Origin of the sequence: Allobosea robiniae, assembly GCF_900102525.1 — a bacterium.
Classification (GTDB): Bacteria; Pseudomonadota; Alphaproteobacteria; order Rhizobiales; family Beijerinckiaceae; genus Allobosea; species Allobosea robiniae.
Genome location: NZ_FNBZ01000001.1, coordinates 921986 through 942933, shown reverse-complemented (window position 1 = coordinate 942933; position 20948 = coordinate 921986). Strand labels below are relative to the sequence as shown.

At 68.9% G+C, this 20948-nt stretch carries 23 protein-coding genes; 8 read left to right on the top strand and 15 right to left on the bottom strand.

What is annotated here, in order from left to right; translation table 11 throughout:
* Window positions 1-2 precede the first annotated feature (2 nt).
* Window positions 3-2141: a pseudouridine synthase gene (locus tag BLQ70_RS04340; protein ID WP_091855923.1), complete on the bottom strand. Its 2139-nt coding sequence runs from the start codon at window positions 2139-2141 to the stop codon at window positions 3-5.
* Window positions 2142-2264: 123 nt separating this feature from the next.
* On the opposite strand from BLQ70_RS04340, the gene BLQ70_RS04335 reads away from it, so the two are divergent.
* Window positions 2265-2729: a nucleoside deaminase gene (locus BLQ70_RS04335; protein ID WP_091855922.1), complete on the top strand. Its 465-nt coding sequence runs from the start codon at window positions 2265-2267 to the stop codon at window positions 2727-2729.
* Between the two features lie 3 nt (window positions 2730-2732).
* Here BLQ70_RS04335 and BLQ70_RS04330 read toward each other — a convergent pair whose 3' ends face one another.
* Together BLQ70_RS04330 and BLQ70_RS04325 are read right to left on the bottom strand one after the other, a co-directional pair.
* Entirely contained in the window at window positions 2733-2984 is a 252-nt protein-coding gene (locus BLQ70_RS04330) for a hypothetical protein (RefSeq protein ID WP_091855921.1), read from the bottom strand.
* A 64-nt stretch (window positions 2985-3048) separates the two neighbouring features.
* Entirely contained in the window at window positions 3049-3792 is a 744-nt protein-coding gene (locus BLQ70_RS04325; protein WP_091855920.1) for a sulfite exporter TauE/SafE family protein, read from the bottom strand.
* Between the two features lie 87 nt (window positions 3793-3879).
* On the opposite strand from BLQ70_RS04325, the gene BLQ70_RS04320 reads away from it, so the two are divergent.
* The gene (locus BLQ70_RS04320) at window positions 3880-4644 is read left to right on the top strand and encodes an ArsR/SmtB family transcription factor (protein ID WP_244511892.1); all 765 of its coding nucleotides are present in this window, start codon (window positions 3880-3882) and stop codon (window positions 4642-4644) included.
* On the opposite strand, the gene BLQ70_RS04315 is transcribed toward BLQ70_RS04320, so the two are convergent.
* From BLQ70_RS04315 to purD, 3 genes are read right to left on the bottom strand one after another with little or no spacing between them, the layout of a single operon-like run.
* Window positions 4604-5476 (bottom strand): patatin-like phospholipase family protein, encoded by an 873-nt coding sequence (locus BLQ70_RS04315; RefSeq protein WP_091855919.1) that lies wholly within the window; start codon window positions 5474-5476, stop codon window positions 4604-4606. The two genes, BLQ70_RS04320 and BLQ70_RS04315, sit on opposite strands and share 41 nt — an antisense overlap.
* A 23-nt stretch (window positions 5477-5499) precedes the next feature.
* Complete coding sequence (locus BLQ70_RS04310) at window positions 5500-6414, bottom strand: alpha/beta fold hydrolase (protein ID WP_091856170.1); 915 nt, start codon at window positions 6412-6414, stop codon at window positions 5500-5502.
* A 33-nt stretch (window positions 6415-6447) separates the two neighbouring features.
* Window positions 6448-7725 (bottom strand): phosphoribosylamine--glycine ligase, encoded by a 1278-nt coding sequence (gene purD, locus BLQ70_RS04305; RefSeq protein WP_091855918.1) that lies wholly within the window; start codon window positions 7723-7725, stop codon window positions 6448-6450.
* Window positions 7726-7816: 91 nt separating this feature from the next.
* Here purD and xseA point away from each other — a divergent pair, with 91 nt between their 5' ends.
* Window positions 7817-9412: an exodeoxyribonuclease VII large subunit gene (gene xseA / locus BLQ70_RS04300; protein WP_091855917.1), complete on the top strand. Its 1596-nt coding sequence runs from the start codon at window positions 7817-7819 to the stop codon at window positions 9410-9412.
* 156 nt (window positions 9413-9568) lie between these two features.
* Here xseA and BLQ70_RS04295 read toward each other — a convergent pair whose 3' ends face one another.
* A complete protein-coding gene (locus BLQ70_RS04295) occupies window positions 9569-10381 on the bottom strand; it encodes a dienelactone hydrolase family protein (protein WP_244511891.1) in 813 nt (270 codons plus the stop codon).
* A gap of 110 nt (window positions 10382-10491) precedes the next feature.
* Between BLQ70_RS04295 and BLQ70_RS04290 the strand changes: the two genes are divergently transcribed.
* Complete coding sequence (locus tag BLQ70_RS04290; RefSeq protein ID WP_061964934.1) at window positions 10492-10713, top strand: DUF2093 domain-containing protein; 222 nt, start codon at window positions 10492-10494, stop codon at window positions 10711-10713.
* A gap of 15 nt (window positions 10714-10728) precedes the next feature.
* On the opposite strand, the gene lpxK is transcribed toward BLQ70_RS04290, so the two are convergent.
* From lpxK to BLQ70_RS04265, 5 genes are all read right to left on the bottom strand, one after another.
* A complete protein-coding gene (lpxK, locus tag BLQ70_RS04285) occupies window positions 10729-11736 on the bottom strand; it encodes a tetraacyldisaccharide 4'-kinase (RefSeq protein WP_091855915.1) in 1008 nt (335 codons plus the stop codon).
* Window positions 11736-13040 carry a 3-deoxy-D-manno-octulosonic acid transferase gene (locus tag BLQ70_RS04280; RefSeq protein WP_091855914.1) on the bottom strand — a complete coding sequence of 435 codons (1305 nt, stop codon included), beginning with the start codon at window positions 13038-13040 and terminating at the stop codon, window positions 11736-11738. Before BLQ70_RS04280 ends, lpxK begins: the two co-directional genes overlap by 1 nt.
* Window positions 13037-13774: a lysophospholipid acyltransferase family protein gene (locus BLQ70_RS04275; protein ID WP_091855913.1), complete on the bottom strand. Its 738-nt coding sequence runs from the start codon at window positions 13772-13774 to the stop codon at window positions 13037-13039. Before BLQ70_RS04275 ends, BLQ70_RS04280 begins: the two co-directional genes overlap by 4 nt.
* Window positions 13775-13816: 42 nt before the next feature.
* The gene (locus tag BLQ70_RS04270; RefSeq protein ID WP_082617077.1) at window positions 13817-14059 is read right to left on the bottom strand and encodes a DUF4170 domain-containing protein; all 243 of its coding nucleotides are present in this window, start codon (window positions 14057-14059) and stop codon (window positions 13817-13819) included.
* 89 nt (window positions 14060-14148) lie between these two features.
* The gene (locus BLQ70_RS04265) at window positions 14149-14976 is read right to left on the bottom strand and encodes a 3'(2'),5'-bisphosphate nucleotidase CysQ (RefSeq protein WP_091855912.1); all 828 of its coding nucleotides are present in this window, start codon (window positions 14974-14976) and stop codon (window positions 14149-14151) included.
* A gap of 249 nt (window positions 14977-15225) precedes the next feature.
* Here BLQ70_RS04265 and BLQ70_RS04260 point away from each other — a divergent pair, with 249 nt between their 5' ends.
* Window positions 15226-15747 (top strand): DUF6101 family protein, encoded by a 522-nt coding sequence (locus BLQ70_RS04260; protein ID WP_091855911.1) that lies wholly within the window; start codon window positions 15226-15228, stop codon window positions 15745-15747.
* Window positions 15748-15750: 3 nt separating this feature from the next.
* Here the strand turns inward: BLQ70_RS04260 and ubiA are convergent, their stop codons facing one another.
* On the bottom strand, window positions 15751-16716 hold the full coding sequence (gene ubiA, locus BLQ70_RS04255; RefSeq protein ID WP_061964920.1) for a 4-hydroxybenzoate octaprenyltransferase: 966 nt from the start codon (window positions 16714-16716) through the stop codon (window positions 15751-15753).
* 18 nt (window positions 16717-16734) lie between these two features.
* Window positions 16735-17202 (bottom strand): hypothetical protein, encoded by a 468-nt coding sequence (locus tag BLQ70_RS04250; RefSeq protein ID WP_061964918.1) that lies wholly within the window; start codon window positions 17200-17202, stop codon window positions 16735-16737.
* Between the two features lie 205 nt (window positions 17203-17407).
* On the opposite strand from BLQ70_RS04250, the gene BLQ70_RS04245 reads away from it, so the two are divergent.
* The 3 genes from BLQ70_RS04245 (at window position 17408) to BLQ70_RS04235 (ending at window position 19976) form a co-directional block, all read left to right on the top strand.
* Window positions 17408-18154, top strand: coding sequence for a 16S rRNA (uracil(1498)-N(3))-methyltransferase (locus BLQ70_RS04245; protein ID WP_091855910.1), 747 nt, complete (start codon window positions 17408-17410; stop codon window positions 18152-18154).
* 166 nt (window positions 18155-18320) lie between these two features.
* Complete coding sequence (locus BLQ70_RS04240; protein ID WP_091855909.1) at window positions 18321-19700, top strand: glutamate--cysteine ligase; 1380 nt, start codon at window positions 18321-18323, stop codon at window positions 19698-19700.
* Between the two features lie 96 nt (window positions 19701-19796).
* Window positions 19797-19976, top strand: coding sequence for a Flp family type IVb pilin (locus tag BLQ70_RS04235; RefSeq protein WP_061964912.1), 180 nt, complete (start codon window positions 19797-19799; stop codon window positions 19974-19976).
* Window positions 19977-19980: 4 nt separating this feature from the next.
* Here the strand turns inward: BLQ70_RS04235 and BLQ70_RS04230 are convergent, their stop codons facing one another.
* Complete coding sequence (locus BLQ70_RS04230) at window positions 19981-20862, bottom strand: LysR substrate-binding domain-containing protein (RefSeq protein ID WP_061964910.1); 882 nt, start codon at window positions 20860-20862, stop codon at window positions 19981-19983.
* Window positions 20863-20948: the final 86 nt, after the last annotated feature.

Below are 20948 nucleotides of genomic sequence, written 5' to 3'. Positions count from 1 at the left end.
GCTTAGCCGCGGCTACCGCCACCGGGACGGGGGCCTCTGCCGCCGCCGCCGGGGCGTGGGCCTTTGCCACCACCCGGCCGGCCGCCCGGCTTGCCGCCGAACGGGCGTCCGCCGCCTGCCGGCCGCTCCGAGGAGCGGCCCCCGAAGCTCTTGCCACCCGGCTTGTCACCGAAGCTGCGGCCACGCGGCCGGTCTTCGGCTGAACGCTCGCGGAAGGCACGGGCAGGGCGCTCAGTGCCGTCGCGTGGAGCACGGTCGGGACGTTCGCCACGGGGAGCGCGATCCTCCCAAGGGCGATCGCCGCCGCGGTCGCGACCGTCGTCCTCGCGGCGCGGGCGCCGTGCCGGCCTGTCGTCGCCACCAGAGCGCTCGAAGGAACGCGGTGCGCGCGCCTCGTCGCCACCGCGCTCCTGGGCACCGCGTTCCTGGCGCGGCTTGCGGTCGGGGCGGCGCTTGCTCTCGCGTTCGGGAGCGGCGCGCTCTTCCGAAACGGGCGCGCGGACGCGCTCGACCAGCACGCGCCGGCCCTTCGGGTCGGCGATCGGCGTGTCGCGGCGGCGTTTGACGTCGCCGGTGGCCTCGCGCTCCTGCCGCTCCAGCTTCGGATCGGCACCACGGCGTGGCGGAGCCTTGCGCTCGCGCTGCGGCTCGGTTTCGGCATCGCGCCAGACGGTGCGGGTCCAGGGCTTGTCGCCGCGCAGCGGCGCGCGGGCGGGCTCGTCGTCCCGGCCGGCTTCGTCGCGGCGGCGCCGCGGGCGATCGTCGCCGGCCGGAGCCGGGCGCGGTGCGGTGGGCAGGGCATCGCGGCGCGGCGATTCGAAATCGGCGCCGGCCTTGGCTGTAAGCTCGCTGCCGAGCTGGTCCTGCAGCACGCGCGAGCGGATTTCGTCGGCCTCGCCCTCTTCGAGCTCGCCGAGCTGGAACGGCCCGAAGGAGATGCGGATCAGCCGGTTCACCGTCAGCCCGAGATGCTCGAGCACGGTCTTGACCTCGCGGTTCTTGCCCTCGCGCAGGTCGACCGTCAGCCAGGTGTTGAAGCCTTGCTGGCGTTCGAAGCGGGCGATCACCGGCCCATACTGGATGCCGTCGATGGTGACACCGTCCTTGACCGTGTCGAGCACGTCCTGCGTCACCTCGCCGAAGGCGCGCACGCGGTAGCGCCGGAGCCAGCCGGTCTCCGGCAGCTCCAGAACCCGCGCCAGCCCGCCATCATTGGTCAGCAGCAGCAGGCCTTCGGTGTTGATGTCGAGCCGGCCGATGGTCAGCACGCGCGGCAGGTCTTCCGGCAGCACGTCGAAGACGGTCGGGCGGCCTTCCGGGTCGAAATTGGTCGTCACGACGCCGCGGGGCTTGTGATAGAGCCACAGCCGCGTGCGCTCGCGGGCCGGCAAGGGCTCGCCGTCGATCAGCACGATATCGGTCGGCTTGACGTCGAGGGCCGGGCTGTCCAGCACCGTGCCGTTCACGCTGACGCGGCCTTCCGCGATCATCGCCTCGCTGTCGCGGCGCGAGGCGATGCCGGCACGCGCCATCACCTTGGCGATCCGCTCCGGCTCCTCCGCTGTGATCAGCTTGCGCTCGGGCGCTTCCTCGCGCGGACGGCGCGGACGATCATCCTGTCCCTCGAAACGCGGTGCACGCGGGCGCGAAAAGCGCTTTTCGCCATCGCGGCCCTCGCCACGTGGCGGCCGGTCACCCTGCGGCCGGTCACGGCCGGCGAAGGGGCGCTCACCGGATCGTGCCGGACGCTGCGGGCGCTCATCGCTGGTCCGCTCGCGGAAGCCGCGACCTTCGCCTTCGGTCCTGGAGCGGACCGGGCGGTCGCCATCGAAGCGGCGCGGACGCGGAGCCTCGCCCTCGGCGCCGGCAGGGCGCTCGAAGCGGCGGGCGGGGCGCTCGTCACCAGCCGAATGGCCGCGGAAGGGCTTGCGTTCACCATCGCGGGCCGGGCGGTCATCGCCGGCCGGGCGGCTGCGGAAAGGCTTGCGTTCGCCGTCGCGCGCAGGTCCGCGACCCTCGCCGCCGGGGCGGCCACCAAAGCTCTTGCCGCCGAAGCCTTTGCCACCGGCGCCGGGTCCACGGCCGCCGGTGCCGCCGCCCTTGCGTGGACCGCGGCCTCTGTTGTTGTCGTCGTCTTTCATGGTTGCTCCTGAGCCGGCCGAGCACAACCGCTTTGCGGGAAAGGCCTGGCTCGCTTATTCGCTATAACCGGCGCTTGTAGCAGAGGCTTTCCTTCGCTGCGAGCGTCAAAGCTGGGGTTTTCGATGTCGCTGCCGCAACACTCATCCACCGTCGACGCCATGGCGCTCGCCTTCGACGAGGCGAAGGCGGCTGCCTTGCGCGGCGAGGTGCCGGTCGGCGCGGTGGTGCTGCGCGACGGTGTGGTGCTCGGCCAGGCCGGCAACCGCACGCTGGAGCTGAAGGACCCGACCGCCCATGCCGAGATGCTCGCGCTCAGGCTCGCCTGCGAGGCGATCGGCAGCGAGCGCCTGATCGGCTGCGATCTCTACGTCACGCTCGAGCCCTGCCCGATGTGCGCGGCGGCGATCTCGTTCTCCCGGATCAGGCGGCTCTATTTCGGCGCGGGCGATCCGAAGGGCGGCGCGGTCGAGAACGGCGTCAGGCTCTATGAGAGCCCGACCTGCCACCATGCGCCCGAAGTCTATGGCGGCTTGCGCGAGACGGAAGCTGCGGCGCTACTCAAGGACTTCTTTCGCGAGCGGCGCTGACGCTTACGTATCCGACGAGGCGATGCCGAATTTCGCTGAGAGCTGCGCGCGGTCCATGCAGGAGACGTCATAGGTCACCTGCCGGCCCTTGAATTCCGGGCGTTTGCCGAATTCCTTGGTCATCGTGCGAGCGATGTCGTCGATCCGCGCCTCGCAGGCCTGCGCCGTGGTGAAGCCCATTTCGCTGACGCGGCTGGTGGCGCAATGCGCCTCGCCGGCGACGCAGGCCAGGATGACCATGGTGAAGGCATCCATGTGAGGCGCTCCCGTTGCTGGCGGTCGAGGCTGCGCCCGTATGGTTAGCGCCCGGTTAAGGCCGTCAGCCGAGGCTGCGCCAGCAGAGATAGGTTCCGAGCGCCAGGAGGCCGGCGAAGAAGCAGATCTTGAAGGTCGCCGGCGAGATGCGGCTGCGGATGAACTGGCCGCCGCCCATACCGATCAATGCCGGCACGAGCGCGAGCAGCGACTGCCAGGCGACGGTGCCGTTCAGCGCCCCGGCACCGATCAGGCCGAAGGAGAGCGCCAGCGTCGAGACGATGAAGGAGATGCCGAGTGCCTGCACCAGCTCGTCCTTGTCGAAGCCGAGCGCCTGCAGATAGGGCACGGCCGGCAGGACGAAGACGCCGGTGGCCGCCGTGACCACGCCTGTGGTGAAGCCGATGACGGGGCCGAGCCAGCCTTCCCAGCGGGGTGGCACGCGCAGCTTCGCCGCCTTCAGGCCGACGAGCGCATAGAGCACCAGCGCCAGGCCCAGCCAAAGCGTGGCGCTGCCGTCCTTCTGCTGTTGCAGAAGCCCGGCGCCGGCCCAGGTGCCCAGGCAGATCGTCGCGAGCATCGGCCAGAGCCGGCGCAAGGTTGAGAGCAGCTTGGGGCCGGTCGCGATCTGCCAGCCATTGGTGACCAGATTGGGCACGACCAGCAATGCTGCGGCCTGCGCCGGCGCCATCACCACGCCGAGAATGCCGACCGCGATGGTCGGCAATCCCAGCCCGATAACGCCCTTGACGAAGCCGGCGAACACGAAGGTCGCGGTGACGAAGATGAGGAGAGCTGTGTTGTCCATGCCCTGCTTGTGGCATTGCCGTGGGCGGCTGTCGCGGCCCGATGCTACGGCCGGCGCCGTAGCGTTCCCGCTTGCGGCGATGGCGGGATGGCGCATCATGCGGTGATGAGCACACAAGGTCCCTATCTCGCGGAGATCGCCCATCTGATGGGCGATCCGGCCCGCGCCAACATGCTGCACGCGCTGATGGACGGGCGCGCGCTGACGGCAAAGGAGCTCGCCTGGATCGCCGGTATCGCGCCGCAGACCGCGAGCGGCCACCTCGCCAAGCTGATGCAAGGCGGCCTGATCCATGTCGCAGCGCAGGGGCGCCATCGCTATTACCGGCTCGCCGGGCCTGAAGTGGCGACGGCGCTCGAAGGGCTGATGGTGCTGGCCAATCTTGACGGCACGAGTCGGCGCCTGCCGTCCCGTGTCGGCGCCGAACTGAGCCAGGCCCGCACCTGCTATGACCATTTCGCCGGCCGGCTCGGCATCGGCATCCATGATGCGCTGATGGCTGGCGGCCATCTCGCCGCAAGCGAAGGCGGTTATGCACTGACCGCCTCAGGCAAGGCGATCTTCAGGGCACTAGGTCTTGATCCTGACGCCACCGCCAGGATCCGCCGCGCCGCCTTGCGCCCCTGCCTCGACTGGAGCGAGCGCCGGCCGCACCTGGCCGGCCATCTCGCCGCCGCTCTGGCCTGCCGCTGCTTCGAGATGGATTGGGTCCGCCGCCGCAAGGACAGCCGCGCCGTCATCCTGACGGATGAGGGGCGAGGGGTGTTGGAGGCCGCGTTGCCCGGCTTCCGCTGCGATGCGCCGGAGCCGGTCAGCCCTGCGCTTCGAGAGCGCGAGCCAGCGCTCGCTTGACTTCGTCCTTGATCGGCTCTGCCGCCGCGAGGATCGCCTTCGCCTTGAAGAAATCGAGCCCCCCGATGCGGTCGGCTCCCGCACGGATCAGGATGTCCGGCGGCTCCTGCTCGATCAAGCGCTGGACCAGCGTGCGGGTCAGAATCTGCGAGGCGCCGACGAGCGCCTCCATCGCGCCGGGAATGCGGGCTTCGCCGGGCTCGGCCATGGGAGCGCTGACATCGACCGCGACCACGATGCGGCCGGGCGCCAGCAACTCCCGATAGGGCAGGGGATCGATGGCCCCGCCGTCGATCAGCACGCGCCCGCCGAGTGCGACCGGCCGTACCAGCCCGGGGATGGCGAGCGAAGCGGCGACCGCCGGCGTCAGCGGTCCATTATGCAGCGCGACCACGGTGTGGCGGTGATAGTCCGCCGCGATTGCCGTGAATGGGATCGACAATTCCTCGAACCGATCCGGCACCGCCTCTGGCCAGAACAGGTCGAGCAGCCTTTCGCCATCGATCAATACGGGATTACCGAGCCCGCGCACGAGATCGGCGAGCTTGCCGACGCGGCAATCGAGCAGGCGCGCGATCACCCGCGCCCGGTCGCGGAAGGTCGACAGCACATGCTCCCGCAACTCCCGGCCGGAAAGCCCGGCGGTATAGGCCGCGCCGATGATGGCGCCGATCGAGCAGCCGGATATTCGCGCGGGCCTGAGGCCGAGTTCGTCGAAGGCCTCGAGTACGGCGATATGGCTCAGGCCCCGCGCTCCACCGGCCCCGAGCACGAGCGCGATCTCGGTCGCGCTTCCGCTTGGCGGCGCTTCGGAGGGGCGGGAACGTGGCATGCCGATTGTTCCCGTGGATCGGCTCAGGCTGAAGCCTGCGCCAGGAACGGCTTCAGCGCCGCGAGCGTTGCCTGCGGATTCTCCTCCGGCAGGAAATGGCCACTATCGATCGCCTGCCCTTCGGCCTGTGGCGCGAAAGTCTGGTGCCAGACGTCCAGCGGGCTTGCGCCCTTGGCCGGGATACCGGCCTCGCCCCAGAGGACGAGCGTCGGACAGAGGATGCGCTTGCCCGCCGCGAGATCGGCCTTGTCGTGTTCGATATCGGTGGTGGCGCCGGCGCGATAATCCTCGCAGGCCGCGTGGGTTCGCGAGGGATCGCTGAAGGATTCCGCATAGGACTGCATCGCCAGCGGGTCGAACAGGTCGAGATTCTTCGCCCGGCTCCAGCTCGCGATCGTGCGGTCGAGCCAGCCGACCGGATCGGCTTTCAGCAGGTTCTCAGGGGTCGGCTCGGGCTGGGCCAGGAAGGTCCAGTGATAGACCTGCATGGCGCGCGCCGCGTTCATGCCTTCCCACATCGAGACGGTCGGCAGGATGTCGAGCAGGACGAGCCGCTCGACGCGGCCGGGATGGTCGAGCGCGAGGCGATAAGCGACGCGCGCCCCGCGGTCATGGCCGATCACGCCGAAGCGGATATGGCCGAGCGCCTGCATCACCGCGACGATGTCCTCGCCCATGCCGCGCTTGGTATAGGTCTCCCGGCCGCCATCGCCATGCGGCGCGGCCGACCAGCCATAGCCGCGCAGATCGGGGCAAACGACGGTGTGGGTCTTTGCCAGTTCCGGTGCCAGCCGGTGCCATTCGGCATGGGTCTGCGGAAAGCCGTGGATCAGCACCAGCGGCGGGCCTTCGCCGCCGACGCGCGCGAAGATCTTGCCGACCGGCCCGTCGATCCAGTGCGCCTTGAAGCCGGGGAAGAGACTGTCGATGTTCGCCATGCCTGAGAGCATAGCCCCGGCCGCGGCGTCCTGTCAGCCTTGCTCGCGCTTCACCGCCTGCCAGCCGATATCGCGGCGGTAGAAGCCGCCGGGCCAGTCGATCTTGTCGACGGCCTCATAGGCCCGCTTCTGCGCCTCGCCGACGCTCTTGCCGAGCGCGACCACGTTCAGCACGCGCCCGCCATTGGCGACGAGATCGCCGTTCGAGAGCTTCGTGCCGGCATGGAAGACGAGCACCTCGTCCAGCGCCTCCGCCTTCTCGACATCGCGGATGACGCTGCCGGTCTCCGGCTTGGCCGGATAGCCCTTGGCCGCGAGCACGACGGTCAGCGCCGCCTCGTCGCGCCAGCGCAGGTCGACCTGGTCGAGCACGCCGTCGCAGGCGGCCAGCAGTGCCGGCACGATGTCGCTCTTGAGGCGCGGCATCAGCACCTCGCATTCGGGGTCGCCGAAGCGGGTGTTGTATTCGATCAGCTTCGGTCCCTGCGCCGTGATCATCAGCCCGGCGAAGAGCACCCCCTGGAACGGCGTGCCGCGCTTGGCCATGCCGGCGAGCGTCGGCCGGATGATCTCGGCCATGACACGCTCGGTCAGCGCGGGCGTCATCACCGGGGCCGGCGAATAGGCGCCCATGCCACCGGTATTCGGGCCGGTATCGCCGTCGCCGACGCGTTTGTGATCCTGCGCCGAGGCGAGAGCCAGCGCATGCTTGCCGTCGCAGAGCGCGAAGAAGCTCGCTTCCTCGCCGATCATCCATTCCTCGACCACGACCTCGGCCCCGGCTGCGCCGAAGCTGCCGGAGAACATCATGTCGATGGCCTCGTTCGCCTCGTCCAGGGTCTCAGCCATGATCACGCCCTTGCCGGCGGCGAGCCCGTCGGCCTTGATCACGATCGGTGCGCCCTGGGCCGCGACATAGGCCTTGGCGGAAGCCGCATCGCCGAAGCGGCCGAAGCCGGCGGTCGGGATATTGAACTCGGCGCAGAGCTCCTTGGTGAAGCCCTTCGATCCCTCGAGCTGGGCGGCCGCCTTGGACGGTCCGAAGACCTTGATGCCGCCCGCCCTGAGATCATCGGCGATGCCGGCGACGAGCGGTCCCTCCGGCCCGACGACGACGAGGCCGACCCCCTGCAACCGGCAGAACGCCACGACGGCGGCGTGATCGGCGATATCGATCACGACATTCTCGCCGCAATGGGCCGTGCCGGGATTGCCGGGCGCGATGAACAGCGTGTCGCAGAGCGGCGAGGCCGAAATCGCCCAGGCGAGCGCGTGCTCGCGGCCGCCTGAACCGATCAGAAGAATTTTCATCACGCTCTCCGCTCCGTCACGGGCGCAATAGCGGCACCTAGCGCCATGGGCAACGCTTCTGCTGTCTCTTTCATCCCGCTATGGTCCGGCCATGACCAGCGAATCGCAGCAGACGACCGGCAATGCGCCGGAATGGAGCGTCTCGGACCTCTCCGGTGCGCTGAAGCGAACGATCGAGGATAATTTCGGTTTCGTGCGCGTGCGCGGCGAGATTTCCGGCTATCGCGGCCCGGTCGCTTCCGGCCATGTCTATTTCTCGCTGAAGGACACCAACGCCAAGATCGACGCGGTGATCTGGAAGGGCGTCTTCGGCCGCCTGAAGACGCGCCCGCAGGAAGGGCTGGAGGTTATCGCCACCGGCAAGATCACCACCTTCGCCGGCAAGTCGAGCTACCAGATCGTCGTCGATTCGCTGGAGCTGGCCGGCGCCGGTGCGCTGATGGCGCTGCTGGAGGAGCGTCGCAAGCGGCTCGCCGCCGAAGGGCTCTTCGCCGAGGAGCGCAAGCAGCTCATCCCCTATCTGCCGTCCGTCATCGGCGTCGTGACCTCACCGACCGGCGCCGTCATCCGCGACATCCTGCACCGGCTGGAGGACCGTTTCCCGCGCCATGTCCTGGTCTGGCCGGTGCGCGTGCAGGGCGAGACCAGCGCGGCCGAGGTCGCCAACGCCATCGCCGGCTTCAATGCGCTGCCGGCAGGCGGGCGCATTCCGCGGCCGGATGTCATCATCGTCGCGCGTGGCGGCGGCTCGCTTGAAGACCTGATGAGCTTCAACGAGGAGATCGTGGTCCGTGCCGCCGCGGATTCGGCGATTCCATTGGTCTCCGCCGTCGGCCACGAGACCGACTGGACGCTGATCGACCACGCCGCAGACCTGCGCGCACCGACGCCGACGGGCGCGGCCGAGAAGGTCGTGCCGGTGCGGGCGGAACTGATGGGCTTCGTCGCCGATCTCGCGCGCCGCCATTCCGGCGCGATGCTGCGCCTGTCGGACCGCCGCCGCAGCGATTTGCGGGCGCTCGCCCGCGCCCTGCCGGGGCCGGAAGCGGTCTTGTCGGGCCCGCGCCAGCGGCTCGATCTCGCCGCGACGCGGCTGGCGCCTGCGCTGGCCCGCAATGCGCGCACGCATGAGCAGCAATTGCAGGCTCTCGCGCGCCGGCTGGAGGCGCGCTCGCCCCGCGTCGCCCTTGCCCGCCTGCGCGCCGAACTCGCCGGTTTCGGGCGCGTGCTCGCCGCAGCCCGCGGCAACGCCATCGCCGGCGAGCGCACCCGGATCGCCAATGCCCGCGATCGCCTCACCACGCTGGAAACGCGGGCCCGCAACGCTTTCGGCCAGAGCCTGATCCAGCGCCGCGAACGCGGAACCGCTGTGGCTGAGCGTGCTGAGCGCGCTTTCGGCCAGGCGCTGCACCGGCGTGCCGACCGCCTGGCCTCGCTCTGGGCGCTGATCCGCTCGCTCGGGCCGGAAGCGGTGCTGTCCCGCGGCTATGCCCTGATCCGCGACGAGGCCGGGGCGCTGGTCCGCAGCGTCGAGGCAGCCCAGCCGGGCAGGGCGCTTTCGGTCCAACTGGCCGATGGCAGCTTCGGCGTCACCGTTGCGGGCGGCGAGGCCGGAGGAGCGAAACCGCCGGCGCCGCGCCCGGTTCGCAAGGGACCGGCATCGGGAACGCAGGGTGACCTGTTCTAGAACCTGTTGATTGTCCGCGGAAACACGCCGTCATCCCGGGCTTGACCCGGGATCCATTCCGGAGCGCTTCCGATCGAGGTTCAGGCATGGATCCCGGATCTCCGCTTCGCTGCGTCCGGGATGACACGCGTTTTCGTGAAGAGCGCCCGTTCTACTTTAAGGCGCGCTCAGGAAGGCCTTGACCCGTTTCAGCGCGTCCTCGCGCGCCGCCATATTGGTGCCGACAGTGACCTTGCCGGTGCTGCTGGCGGAATAGGCGATGTTCTCGCGCTCCTTCACCTCGAGGCGCGGATGGTCAAAATCATGCAGGGCGCCGGGATAAAGCACGAGGCCGACCTGCTCGCCGCGCGCTTGTGCGGCCTTGGCCAGATGTCCGCAGGGTGCGGCCGGCGTCCAGTCGTCGGCATCGCCCATCAGGATCAGCAGCGGGATGCGGGCTGAGAAGCTCGGCGATTCCGACTGGCTCCGGCAGGCAGGATAGAAGGCGGCGGCGCGCTTGAAGTCCGGCTTGCCGTCGATGGGAGCCCGCTCCTTGCGGATCGCCGTCAGCACGGTCAGGCCACCACTCGACCAGCCGAGCAGGGCAATCGCGTCGGGTTTGATGTTGTCGCGCTGCTGCAGCCAGATCCGGGCGGCCATCGCATCGGCGACGCGCTCGCGCCCGGCCCTGACCGTCAGGTCCTTCACCCCGCATTGCGAGCCGAGCCCGCGCGAGCCGAAGCTGTCCGGCATCAGCACGGCGAAGCCGATGCCGGCCAGCCGCTCGCCCCAATCGGCATGTCGCATCGAGAGCTGGCCTTGCGCGCGCCACAAGCCGCCGCAACCATGCAGGGCGATCACTGCCGGGAAAGGCCCCTGGCCGGCCGGCAGATAGAGGATGCCCGTCAGTGTTCCCTGCTCGGCCGGAATCGCGACGCGCTCATAGCCACTGGCACGGGCGGCCGGAGCTGCGAGCAGCACAAGGGTCATCAGGCACGCCGCGAGGCGCTGGAGACTGGACATCGCCGACCAGAAGGTTATCACAAACCCCAGAGTATCCCGGCTTTCCGCTTCCCGATCAATGATTTGATGCAATTTTGATGAATATCAGCGAGCGCCTTCCGCCTCATGGCCCCGAAGCCGTGGTCGACTACGGTCCGGGCGAGTTCCGCGTCGTCAAGCCCGGCGCCTTCGTGCGCTGCGCCGTGACGGGCGCGCCGATCCGCCTCGACGATCTCCGCTACTGGTCGATCGAATGGCAGGAAGCCTATGCCTCGTCGGAAGCCGCGTTGCTCAGGCTGCGCCGCGCCGGCCGGGCCTGACGAGCGGCGAGGCTCTCAGCCTGCCTTTGCGAGGGCTGCAAGCAGACCGGTGATCGCAACCGGCTCCGCGAAGACCAGCGAGACCGGTACCACGATCAGCGCCCCGCGCGCATCCTCGGGCCAGAGCGGTGCGAGCTTGGTCCAGTCCTTCTCCGTCGTCGCGATCAGGGCTGAGTGCTCCTGAGCGGCAGCAATCGTGACCGCAACATCGGCCTGCCCATAGGCGTGGTGGTCGCCATGAACCTGTTCGGCGGCGATGGTCGCTCCCGCCTCCCGCAGCGTCGCCGCGAATTTCTCCGGCCGGCCGATCCCTGACAGGGCGACGACCTTCTGTCCGCGCAACTGCTCGACGGCGGTGCCCGCTGGCTTGAGCGCGGCGTGCAGAACCGGCTTCTGCTGTGCTCGCGCGGCAGCGGTGACGCGGTCGCCTGGATCGCCCGAACCGATCATGATGACAGCATCCGTCTCGCTCAACTGCTCGGCAAGCGGTGCGCGCAGAGGCCCGGCCGGGAGGCAAAGCCCGTTGCCCATGCCGCTCGATCCGTCGACCACCGCAAGCTTGAGATGCTTGACCAGCGACGGATTCTGCAATCCGTCATCCATCACGACGATGCTGGCGCCGAGCCCGCGTGCGAGCCGCCCGCCGGCCACCCGGTCGCGCGCGATGACGGTGCGGGCATGGCGCGCCATCAGCAGCGGCTCGTCGCCGACATCCGCCGCGCGATGCCGGTCGGGATCGACCTCGACCGGCCCTGCAAGCCGTCCGCCATAGCCGCGCATCAGCACGAAGGGCTTTTCGCCCCGCTCGTCCAGCAGGCGGGCGATGGCGATCGCGGTCGGCGTCTTGCCTGCGCCGCCGGCGATGAAATTGCCGACGCAGATGATGGGTAGGCCGACTTCGGCTCCGGGCTGCTGCATCCGTCGCAAGGTGATCCGGCCGTAGATGAGGCCGAGCGGCTGGAGCAGCCGGGCGAGTAGCGTGGGTTTCTCCCGCCACCAGAAGCGCGGGGCGCGCCGCAGCATCAGGGCGCGCTCTCGCGCTGGCCAATCGCCACCCGCATCAGCAAGGGCTCGATCGCATGCAGCGTGCGGTTCAGCGCGCCGCCGAGTTCGGTCGCGGTCTGCGCGGCGGCACGCGCCGCCTGCCGGGCCTCGGCCGGGTTGTTCAGCCAGCGATGCACCGCACCGGCCAGCGCCTGTGCATCGGCGGCCTCGCGCGAGCCGCCGTCGCGGTCGAAGGCCGCGAAGATCTCGGCGTTATTGTGGACATAGGGCCCGTGCAGCAGGGCACAGCCGAGCTTGGCCGGCTCGATCGGGTTATGCCCGCCGATGCCCTCGACCAGCGAGCCGCCGAGGAAGGCGACCTGCGAGAGCCGGTAGAACAGCCCGAGTTCATTGACGGTGTCGGCGACATAGAGGTCGATGGTCCGTTCCGGGCTTCCCCCGGTCGCCCGGCGCGAGACGGCGACGTCATTCGCCTCTGCCAACGCCTCGATCTCCGGGCCGCGCTGGGGGTGGCGCGGCGCGATGATGGTGAGCAGCTTCGGCAGGTAAGGCTTGATCGCGAGATGGGCGGCCAGCACCAGTTCGTCCTCGCCGGGATGCGTGCTCGCGGCGATCCAGACCGGGCGGCCTGTCGTCTGGCCGTCGAGAATGGCGAGCGTATCGGAATCGGCGGGCGGGGCGGGCACGTCGAATTTCAGGTTGCCGGCGACGCTGACGCGCGGTGCGCCGAGCTGGGCCAGCCGCTCGGCATCGCCCTGCGACTGCGCCAGGCAGGCCTCGAAGCAGGAGAGCAGGAAGCGCGAGGTCTTCGGCATCTTGTACCAGCGGGCGAAGGAGCGCTCCGACATCCGGCCGTTGACCATCACCACCGGGATGGCGCGGCGCTGCGCCTCGATCAGCAGGTTCGGCCAGATCTCGGATTCGCAGATCATGCAGAGATCCGGGCGCCAATGATCCATGAAGCGGCGCATGTAGCGCGGCACGTCGAGCGGGATGTATTGATGGATCACGCCGCCCGGCAGTCGCGCCGCCATCAACCTGGCGGAGGTCACGGTGCCCGAGGTCACCAGCACCGCGAAGCCGCGCTTCTGCAGTTTGGCGATCAAGGGCAGCAGGGTCACGGTCTCGCCGACGCTGGCGCCATGCAGCCAGACCAAGGGCTTGTTCGGCCGCTTGACGCTCGCGTGGCCGCGCCGTTCCGCGTGCCGCGCAGGGTCTTCCTTGCCGCGGCGCCGGCGCCAGAGCAGGAGCCCGGTCGCCGCCGGCTCCAGCAGCGCCGTCGCGTAGCGATAGGTCCTGAGGATCGCGCCCTTGCCGCTCATGCCGCTGCCCCGGCAGCAAGCTGCTTCTCGCGCAGGCCGGCGCCCGGATCACGGCTGCCGACGATCGCGTAGCCGCGGGCATGGACATCGTCGAGGCTCGCCTGGACGGCGAGGCGTGCGGCTTCCTGCGTGGCCTCGTCGGCATCGCGCGCGACCAGGATCGGCTCGCCGACGACGATGGCGCAGCGCCCGAAGGGCAGGCCGATCGAGGCGCGGTCCCAGCTGTTGAAGTCGATGCGCCGGCTGGTCACCACGGCGACGGCCCGGATCGGCCGGCCGGAGGCGCGTGCCAATGCGATGATGCCGGGGCCGACGATGCGGGCGCGCTTGGGCACATCGGCCGTCAGCACCATGGTGTCGCCCGTTGCGAGGCGCCTGACCATGGCGAGGAAGGCGGCGGCGCCGCCCTTCTCGCGGATCTTCTTGCCGAGTGCGCCGGAACCGCGGATCGCGCCGATGCCGAGCTCGCGCAGCGCCACCGCATTGAAGCCGCCGTCGCCATGGCGCGAAACCAGCGAGCAGGCCGGCATCCAGTCCGGCCGGGCGAAGGGGATCATGAGGTGCTGGCCGTGCCACATTGCAAAGATGAGTGGCAAATCCGGCCGGACATGGTCGTAGATGTCGGCGGGTTCGAAGACGATCCGGTTCGTGCGTTGGACGAGGCGCAGATAGCCGGCCAGCAGCCGGCCGAGCGTTTCCTGCGCCACGCGCGTCTTGAGGATCGAAAAACCCATGGATTCTGTCGTCAGGTCCTGTCGCTCAGAGCCCGTCCCGGCTCAGCTCTTGGCGGTCTCGGGGTCGAGCAGCCGGTGGAGATGGACGATGAAATAGCGCGTCTGCGCCTGGTCGACGGTCTGTTGCGCCTTGGCCTTCCAGGCCGTGTGGGCGCTGGCATAATTCGGGAAGACGCCGACGATGTCGAGCTTGGCCAGGTCCTTGAAGGTGATGCCTTCGAGCGAGGCGAGCTCGCCGCCGAGGACGAGGTGAAGGAGTTGCTTCTGTTCCGGTTCCGCGCTCATCGAACTCTCCTGCAAGGGCCGTGGCGCCCCCATAAGCCATCCCGGTCGTCCAAGCGAGCGGACCGCGCCGGAAGCGTTGAAAAAAATCGTCAGGCCGGCTGCGTCCGTCCGTCGCGCAGGCGCTCGATCGCGGTCTGCAGGGGCGAGGCGAGCTTGCCGTTGCTCGCAACGAGCATGCCATGGACAGGGACTTCGCGATTGTAGATGACGGGCCCGGCCTCGCCGTCGCTCAGCCGGCCGCCGGCCTCGCTCAGCACGAGATCGGCCGCCGCCAGATCCCAATCGCGGGCATCGGGCGAGATCAGCCCGGCATCGATCGTGCCATCGGCAATGCGCGTCAGGCGCAGCGCCAGCGATGGAATCCGGGCAACGGCCTGGAAGCTTTCGAACTGGGCAAGCGCATCGAGCATCGGCTTGGGGCCGGCGATGCGCGCGCCGGTCAGGCTTTGCGCGGATGAGGCGTGGATGGTTTCGCCGTTGAGCGTCGCGCCGCCACCGGCGAGCGCACGATAGGTCGCCTGGCAGGCCGGCGCATGGACGATGCCGAGGATCGGCGCGCCCTGGTCGAGCAGCGCGACGCAGACAGCCCAGTCCGGCGAGCCCTGCATGAAGGCGCGCGTACCGTCGATCGGATCGACGACCCAGACATAGCGATGAGAGAGCCGTTGGGCGTCGTCGACCGTCTCCTCGGAGAGCCACGCCGCTTCCGGCAGCAATTCCGAAAGCCGGATGCGCAGGAAGGTGTCGACGCCGATATCGGCTTCGGTGACGGGCGAGCCGCCGCTTTTCGCCCAGGTCCGCGCCACGGCCGTCGCGCCGGGCCGGAACAGATCGAGGGCGATCGTGCCGGCTTCCAGGCAGCTTTCGCCGACGGCTTTCAGCAGTTCGGCCGCGATCGGTAGCGTGGTGGCGTTCATGACTTTCCTATCGGCCGCGATAGTCGCTGTTTCAAGCCGAAAATGCGGCCACGGATCGAAAGATTCCGTCAAGCATCCGGCAGGAAACCCCCAGTTTAGGGCCGGATCAGGGCGAAAACACCTTCCTTTAACCCAACCCCTTAAGCGCTCGGACACGGCTGGCGGCCATCCTCACAGGGCAAGCACGAGAGCCCCGGCATCGACAGAGGGCTCCGTTGCAGCAGGGATTAGAGAGAGGCGTTATAACCGATGGCCAGCGTCACGCCGGCCGCCGGAGAGAGCGGTTTTGTGCCTGCTCTCTCCGGCGGTCCGACCACCACAGCGATCGTTTCCCGCAATCCGATGCCGGCCCGGCCGGTCGCCCCGGCGATCGAGCGCGTCGGCCCCGTGCGGATCCTGCGCGGCGGCGCCAACTGGCGCGGCGTCGCGTTGCGTCTGGCCAATCCGGCCGGTGACGACGAACGCTTCGAACTGGCCCTGACCGCCGGCGACGGCCGCTCCATCGTGGTCGCTTCAGCCGATCCGGAGGATGCGGTCGCTCTCTGGCGTGATTTCGGCCGGACCAGCGGCTTGCCGCTGCTGCTCGAAGCCGCCGATGGCACGGTGACCGAGCCTTATCCGCAGCTTGGCCGGCTTGCGCTGGGCGCGATTCGTATCCGCCGCCGCCACGGCCTGCTCAATGGTCGCCGTCCGCGTTTCCTCACGCGTCGCAAGACGGGCCGCCTCGCCGAACTGCCGGTGATCGTCAATGGCGACCGGATGACCGACTGACCGTCAGAACCAGCCGCGGCTCGCGGCATCGAGAGCGAGCCCGGCCGCCAGAAGCAGGCCGGCATCCCGGTTCGACCGGAATATCCTGAGGGCTTCGGGTGCGCTCGCACCGTTGATGCGCGTCACCTGCCGGCCGAGATGAAGGGCGAAGGCGGCGAAGCCGAGCCAGGCGGCGGGGCCGCCGCCAACCAGCCAGATCGCGGTGCCCGTCAGCAGCACCGCCAGCGCGAAGCACAGCGCCACCGCCTCGCGCGTGTGATCACCGAAATAGCGGGCGCTCGACCGGATGCCGGCGATGACGTCATCCTCGAGATCCTGCATGGCGTAGATCGTGTCGTAGCCGACGGTCCAGGCGATCGCGGCCGCGTAGATCAGGTAGGCCGGCGGGTCGAGCCGGCCGAAGACCGCGCTCCAGCCCATCAGCCCGCCCCATGAGAAGGCGAGGCCAAGCACGAACTGCGGCATGTTGGTGATCCGCTTCATGAACGGATAGATCGCGACGATCGCCAGCGAGGCGATGCCGAGGATGATCGTGAAGCGGTTGAACTGCATGAGCACGACGAGGCCCGCGAGTGCCTGCGCGATCATGAACAGCGCGGCCGCCTTTGCCGTGACCTGGCCGGACGGAAGCGGCCGCCCGCGGGTGCGTGCCACCTCGGCGTCGAGCTTGCGATCGATGATGTCGTTGAAGGTGCAGCCCGCGCCGCGCATCAGGACCGCGCCGACGAAGAAGAGCAGGCAGTGCCAGGGATTGGGATAGGGCTGGCCGGCGGCGATGGCGGCAAGCCCGGCCGCCCACCAGCAGGGCATGAGCAGCAGCCACCATCCGATCGGCCGCTCGATGCGGGCGAGCTTGAGGAATGGCCTGATGGCAAGGGGCGCTCGGGTGTCGACCCAATGCCCGGTCAGCGCGTCGGGCAGGGGCGAGTCACGCCCGGGCATGGTTCCGAGGGGAGCCGGGTCGGGCATGGCGCCGGAGGGCGCCGGTCAGAGCGCGCCCTGCGGGACACGCATCCCGCCGCCGGCGCCGCTGGTGATGGAATCGGCGCCGCCGAAGGGGCTGGCGCTCTGCGCCTGCTGCCGGGCGCGGCGCTGCATGGCGGCCTGCTGCTTCACGGCGTTGCAGGCCTGAGCGCGGAAGCCGGAAACCTTCTTGTTGTCGGTCTGCATGCCTTCGATGAAGGATGCCGGAATCTGGCACCAGTCCTGGTTGGCCGTGGCGAACTTGATCGCGGCGTCGCCATTATTGGCGAGGCGGCCGAAGGCGCTGCAGGCTTCCTGCGGCGTCATCTTCTTCTTGGCCTTCTGGGAGGCCGTGAGCTTGGCGACGATCGACTGGCGCTCGCCGAGCAGCTTCTGGATCTGCTCGCAGCCGGAGACCTGCGCGCTTGCGGGTGCAGCCGACAGGAGCGGAGCCACGGCAAGGCCGAGCACCGCGATAACGCCTGAAGCCATCCAACGCCGCATGGTGTCCTTACTCCGGATTGCCGGCCCGCCCGGCCGATCGTTAAATACGTCCTTAACAGCAGGCGCTGTTAACGCCAACGACTCTTGCGAGTCTATGGTGGCCTTATGGGAAGCGCTGCCTGTTACAAGGTGATTGTGGCGTTTTTCACGTCGCTCTCGACATTACCACCGATTTCCGGAGCCGCTCGCGCCCATGCCCGTTCCCGATTTCGCCCGGCACCGGCTTTTCATCGACAATGCCTTCGCACCGGCGGCGATTCTGCCGCTCGATCGCGAGCAGGCGAATTATCTCCTCAACGTCCTGCGATTGCGGGTCGATGGCACGGTGCTCGTCTTCAACGGGCGCGACGGCGAATGGCTGGCGCGCCTCGTGCCGGAAGGGCGCAAGCAGGCGAGCCTCGAACTGGTCAGACAGACGAGGCCGCAGCCGCCCGCCGCCGACCTGCATTATCTGTTCGCGCCGCTGAAGCATGCGCGCCTGGACTACATGGCGCAGAAGGCGGTCGAGATGGGGGCGGGCCTGCTCCAGCCCGTCCTGACCCGCCGCACGCAGGTTTCGCGGCTCAATCTCGATCGCCTGCGCGCCAACGCCGTCGAGGCGGCCGAGCAATGCGGTATCCTGAGCCTGCCCGGGATCGAGCCGGAGCGTCCGCTCGAAGCGGCGCTCTCAAGCCTAGCGCCGGAGCGATTGCTGATCTTCTGCGACGAGGGCATGGCTCAGGCGAGCCCGGTTGCGGCGCTGGCGGCGCATGGACCCGCGCCGCTCGCCGTCCTGATCGGCCCCGAAGGCGGCTTCGACGAAGCCGAGCGGCAATTGATCCGGGCGCGGCCCAACACGCTGCCGATCTCGCTCGGCCCGCGCATCCTGAGGGCGGACACGGCCGCGGTGGCTGCGCTTGCGCTGGTGCAGGCGGTGCTCGGCGACTGGCCGAGAGCCTGATCGGGAGCGTGCCAAGACCTGCCGCCAGCGCCGGGCGCCTTTGCGCGAATGCACGGTTCCGGTCGTTGTCGAGCGCCCGGCGCTCGCCTATGTCTGTCCATCCTCTGCCGGCTTTGACCGCGCCTTCGGCGCGGGGCTGGCTGTTTGCCCATCTGCCGGAGCGCCCATGGCTCGCGACGTGTCCGATTCGACCCCGATCGGTTCCAAGGCCGAACTGATTGCGTGGATCGCCGCCGGCGAGAAGCCGGCCTCCTCCTTCCGGATCGGCACCGAGCACGAGAAATTCCCGTTCTACCGGAGCGATCTCGCGCCCGTCCCCTATGAAGGCCGCGCCGGCGCCGGCGGCATCCGGGCTCTTCTGGAAGGCATGCAGCAGCGGCTCGGTTGGGAGCCGATCGTCGACGCCGGCCATATCATCGGGCTGGCCGGGCCGGATGGCGGCGGGGCGATCTCGCTGGAGCCGGGCGGGCAGTTCGAATTGTCGGGTGCGCCGCTGGCGACATTGCATGAGACGGAGGCCGAGCTTCAGGCCCATCTCGCCGACGTCAAGGCCGTGGCCGCTCCGCACGATATCGGCTTCGCCGCCCTTGGCGCGTCCCCGCTCTGGACCCGTGCGCAGACCCCGGTGATGCCGAAGGGGCGCTACAAGATCATGGCGAACTACATGCCGAAGGTCGGCACGATGGGCCTCGACATGATGTTCCGGACCTGCACGGTGCAGGTCAATCTCGACTTCGGCAGCGAGGCGGACATGGTCCGCAAGCTCCGGGTCTCGCTGGCCCTCCAGCCGCTTTCCACCGCTCTCTTCGCATCGTCGCCCTTCCTCGACGGCAAGCTCAACGGCTTCCAGTCGATGCGTTCCGAGATTTGGCGCGATACCGACAATGCCCGCTCGGGCATGCTCGCCTTCGCCTTCGACGAGGGCATGTCCTATGAGGGCTATGTCGACTGGGCTCTCGACGTGCCCCTGTATTTCGTCAAGCGCGACGATACCTATCACGACGTCGCCGGCGCCTCCTTCCGTGACCTGCTGGCCGGCCGGCTGCCGCAGCTGCCGGGCGAGAAGGCGACCATGTCCGACTGGGCCAACCACCTCTCGACGCTGTTTCCCGAGGTCCGGCTGAAGCGCTTTCTGGAGATGCGCGGCGCCGATGCCGGCCCGGCAGACATGTTGACCGCGATGCCGGCCTTCTGGGTCGGCCTGCTCTATGATGCGACCTCGCTCGATGCGGCCTGGGACCTCGTCAAGGGGTGGAGCGCGGAGGAACGGCAGGCTTTGCGCGATGCAGTCCCGCGCGAAGGGCTGGCTGCGAGCATCGGCGGGCGCAAGCTCATCGAGATCGCTGCCGAGGTCGTGGAGCTGTCGCGCGCAGGCCTGGCCCGCCGGGCGCTCAAGAATGCCGCCGGTCAGGACGAGACCCGCTTCCTTGCGCCGCTGCACGGGATTCTGGAGCGCCGCCGAAACCTGGCGCAGGCTCTGGAAGAGCGTTACCGCAATGCTTGGCACAGCAAGGTCGAGCCCGTGCTGACCGAGATGGCCCTCTGACACCTGACCAGATTTTCCGCTCGAAAACTGCCGTTTCGAGCGGATTTTGCCTCGGAAATTAACGAGTTGGATGAAGGTCGCCACTAACCTAGCGGCATGGGGCGGATCAAGGCCAGCTTTCTCGAGTTTGCTCGCGACGCGCGCGGCGCGACCGTGATCGAGTATGGCCTTATCGCGGGCCTCGTCTCGATCACGATCATCACGTCGGCCACCTTCTACGGGAACCAGATCAGTTCGTTCCTGCTGGCAGCGGCCGACGCGATCAAGGTGCCCTGAGACTCTACTCGGCCGCCGTCTTGAAGCTCGCCAGGTTGTCGAGGCTCTGGATGATGTGCTCGGCCAGCGCGTTCGACAGCACCGACGGATCGAAGCGGGTCCGCAGCAGGCCGATCTTGCATGAGGGCAAGGTCGCGAAACCTTCGGACGGTCCGAGGATGCGCATGCCCGGCCTCACCGCGCTCTCCGGCAGGACCGAGATCGCCAGTCCGGCCAGGACGGCGGCGCCGACCGCGGTGGAATTCCAGCTCGCATAGAGCACGCGGAAGCGGCGCCCCTTCGATTCCAGCGCATCGACTGCAGCCTGGCGCCAGTTGCAGGTCGGCCGCCCCAGCGCCAGCGGCAGCGGATCCTCCTCATGCACGCTGTGACGTGCCGAGGTGACCCAGAGCAGCGGCTCGATGCGGATGATCTCGCCCTGGCTGCGACTTTCGACATGGGTGATGATCGCGAGGTCGATATCACCGGTCGCGATCCGCTCCGCCAGCATCGGCGTCGGCTCGCAGACCACCGTGACCTCGGCCCGCGGATTGGAATGGGCGAAGCGCGCCAGGATTTCCGGCAGGTAACGGTCGGCATAGTCGTCGGGCACCCCGAGGCGGATGCGGCCCTTCAGGTCGGCATCGGCGAAGGAGGCGACGCATTCGAGATTGAGGCGCACGATCCGGCGGGCATAGTCGAGCAGTCGCTCGCCATCCTCGGTCAGCTTGGCATGGCGGCCGTCGCGCCCGAACAGGGGACGCCCGACCCGCTCCTCCAGCCGCTTCATCTGCATGGAAACGGCCGATTGCGTCTTGAAGACGATCTCGGCGGCGCGGGTGAAGGAGCCGGTATCGGCGATGGCGACGAAGGTCTTGAGCTGATCGGCGTCGAGCACATGGGCCATTGGCGATCCCCGTCCACTGTCCATCAATATCAGTGTTGCGAGACATCATAACCATTCGTTTGGCTGATGACCAGAGCTTCGCTAGG

What these genes read in the sequence shown, in the direction of transcription:
- xseA (WP_091855917.1), top strand. Translation starts at nt 7,817, where the DNA reads ATGACCAGCGAATCGCAGCAGACGACCGGCAATGCGCCGGAATGGAGC.
- BLQ70_RS04290 (WP_061964934.1), top strand. Translation starts at nt 10,492, where the DNA reads ATGAATATCAGCGAGCGCCTTCCGCCTCATGGCCCCGAAGCCGTGGTC.
- BLQ70_RS04310 (WP_091856170.1), bottom strand. Translation starts at nt 6,414, where the DNA reads ATGGCGAACATCGACAGTCTCTTCCCCGGCTTCAAGGCGCACTGGATC.
- BLQ70_RS04230 (WP_061964910.1), bottom strand. Translation starts at nt 20,862, where the DNA reads ATGGCCCATGTGCTCGACGCCGATCAGCTCAAGACCTTCGTCGCCATC.
- BLQ70_RS04325 (WP_091855920.1), bottom strand. Translation starts at nt 3,792, where the DNA reads ATGGACAACACAGCTCTCCTCATCTTCGTCACCGCGACCTTCGTGTTC.
- BLQ70_RS04280 (WP_091855914.1), bottom strand. Translation starts at nt 13,040, where the DNA reads ATGAGCGGCAAGGGCGCGATCCTCAGGACCTATCGCTACGCGACGGCG.
- BLQ70_RS04245 (WP_091855910.1), top strand. Translation starts at nt 17,408, where the DNA reads ATGCCCGTTCCCGATTTCGCCCGGCACCGGCTTTTCATCGACAATGCC.
- BLQ70_RS04295 (WP_244511891.1), bottom strand. Translation starts at nt 10,381, where the DNA reads ATGACCCTTGTGCTGCTCGCAGCTCCGGCCGCCCGTGCCAGTGGCTAT.
- lpxK (WP_091855915.1), bottom strand. Translation starts at nt 11,736, where the DNA reads ATGCTGCGGCGCGCCCCGCGCTTCTGGTGGCGGGAGAAACCCACGCTA.
- ubiA (WP_061964920.1), bottom strand. Translation starts at nt 16,716, where the DNA reads ATGCCCGACCCGGCTCCCCTCGGAACCATGCCCGGGCGTGACTCGCCC.
- BLQ70_RS04335 (WP_091855922.1), top strand. Translation starts at nt 2,265, where the DNA reads ATGTCGCTGCCGCAACACTCATCCACCGTCGACGCCATGGCGCTCGCC.
- BLQ70_RS04270 (WP_082617077.1), bottom strand. Translation starts at nt 14,059, where the DNA reads ATGAGCGCGGAACCGGAACAGAAGCAACTCCTTCACCTCGTCCTCGGC.
- BLQ70_RS04250 (WP_061964918.1), bottom strand. Translation starts at nt 17,202, where the DNA reads ATGGCTTCAGGCGTTATCGCGGTGCTCGGCCTTGCCGTGGCTCCGCTC.
- BLQ70_RS04330 (WP_091855921.1), bottom strand. Translation starts at nt 2,984, where the DNA reads ATGGATGCCTTCACCATGGTCATCCTGGCCTGCGTCGCCGGCGAGGCG.
- BLQ70_RS04275 (WP_091855913.1), bottom strand. Translation starts at nt 13,774, where the DNA reads ATGGGTTTTTCGATCCTCAAGACGCGCGTGGCGCAGGAAACGCTCGGC.
- BLQ70_RS04260 (WP_091855911.1), top strand. Translation starts at nt 15,226, where the DNA reads ATGGCCAGCGTCACGCCGGCCGCCGGAGAGAGCGGTTTTGTGCCTGCT.
- purD (WP_091855918.1), bottom strand. Translation starts at nt 7,725, where the DNA reads ATGAAAATTCTTCTGATCGGTTCAGGCGGCCGCGAGCACGCGCTCGCC.
- BLQ70_RS04240 (WP_091855909.1), top strand. Translation starts at nt 18,321, where the DNA reads ATGGCTCGCGACGTGTCCGATTCGACCCCGATCGGTTCCAAGGCCGAA.
- BLQ70_RS04340 (WP_091855923.1), bottom strand. Translation starts at nt 2,141, where the DNA reads ATGAAAGACGACGACAACAACAGAGGCCGCGGTCCACGCAAGGGCGGC.
- BLQ70_RS04265 (WP_091855912.1), bottom strand. Translation starts at nt 14,976, where the DNA reads ATGAACGCCACCACGCTACCGATCGCGGCCGAACTGCTGAAAGCCGTC.
- BLQ70_RS04320 (WP_244511892.1), top strand. Translation starts at nt 3,880, where the DNA reads ATGGCGCATCATGCGGTGATGAGCACACAAGGTCCCTATCTCGCGGAG.
- BLQ70_RS04315 (WP_091855919.1), bottom strand. Translation starts at nt 5,476, where the DNA reads ATGCCACGTTCCCGCCCCTCCGAAGCGCCGCCAAGCGGAAGCGCGACC.
- BLQ70_RS04235 (WP_061964912.1), top strand. Translation starts at nt 19,797, where the DNA reads ATGGGGCGGATCAAGGCCAGCTTTCTCGAGTTTGCTCGCGACGCGCGC.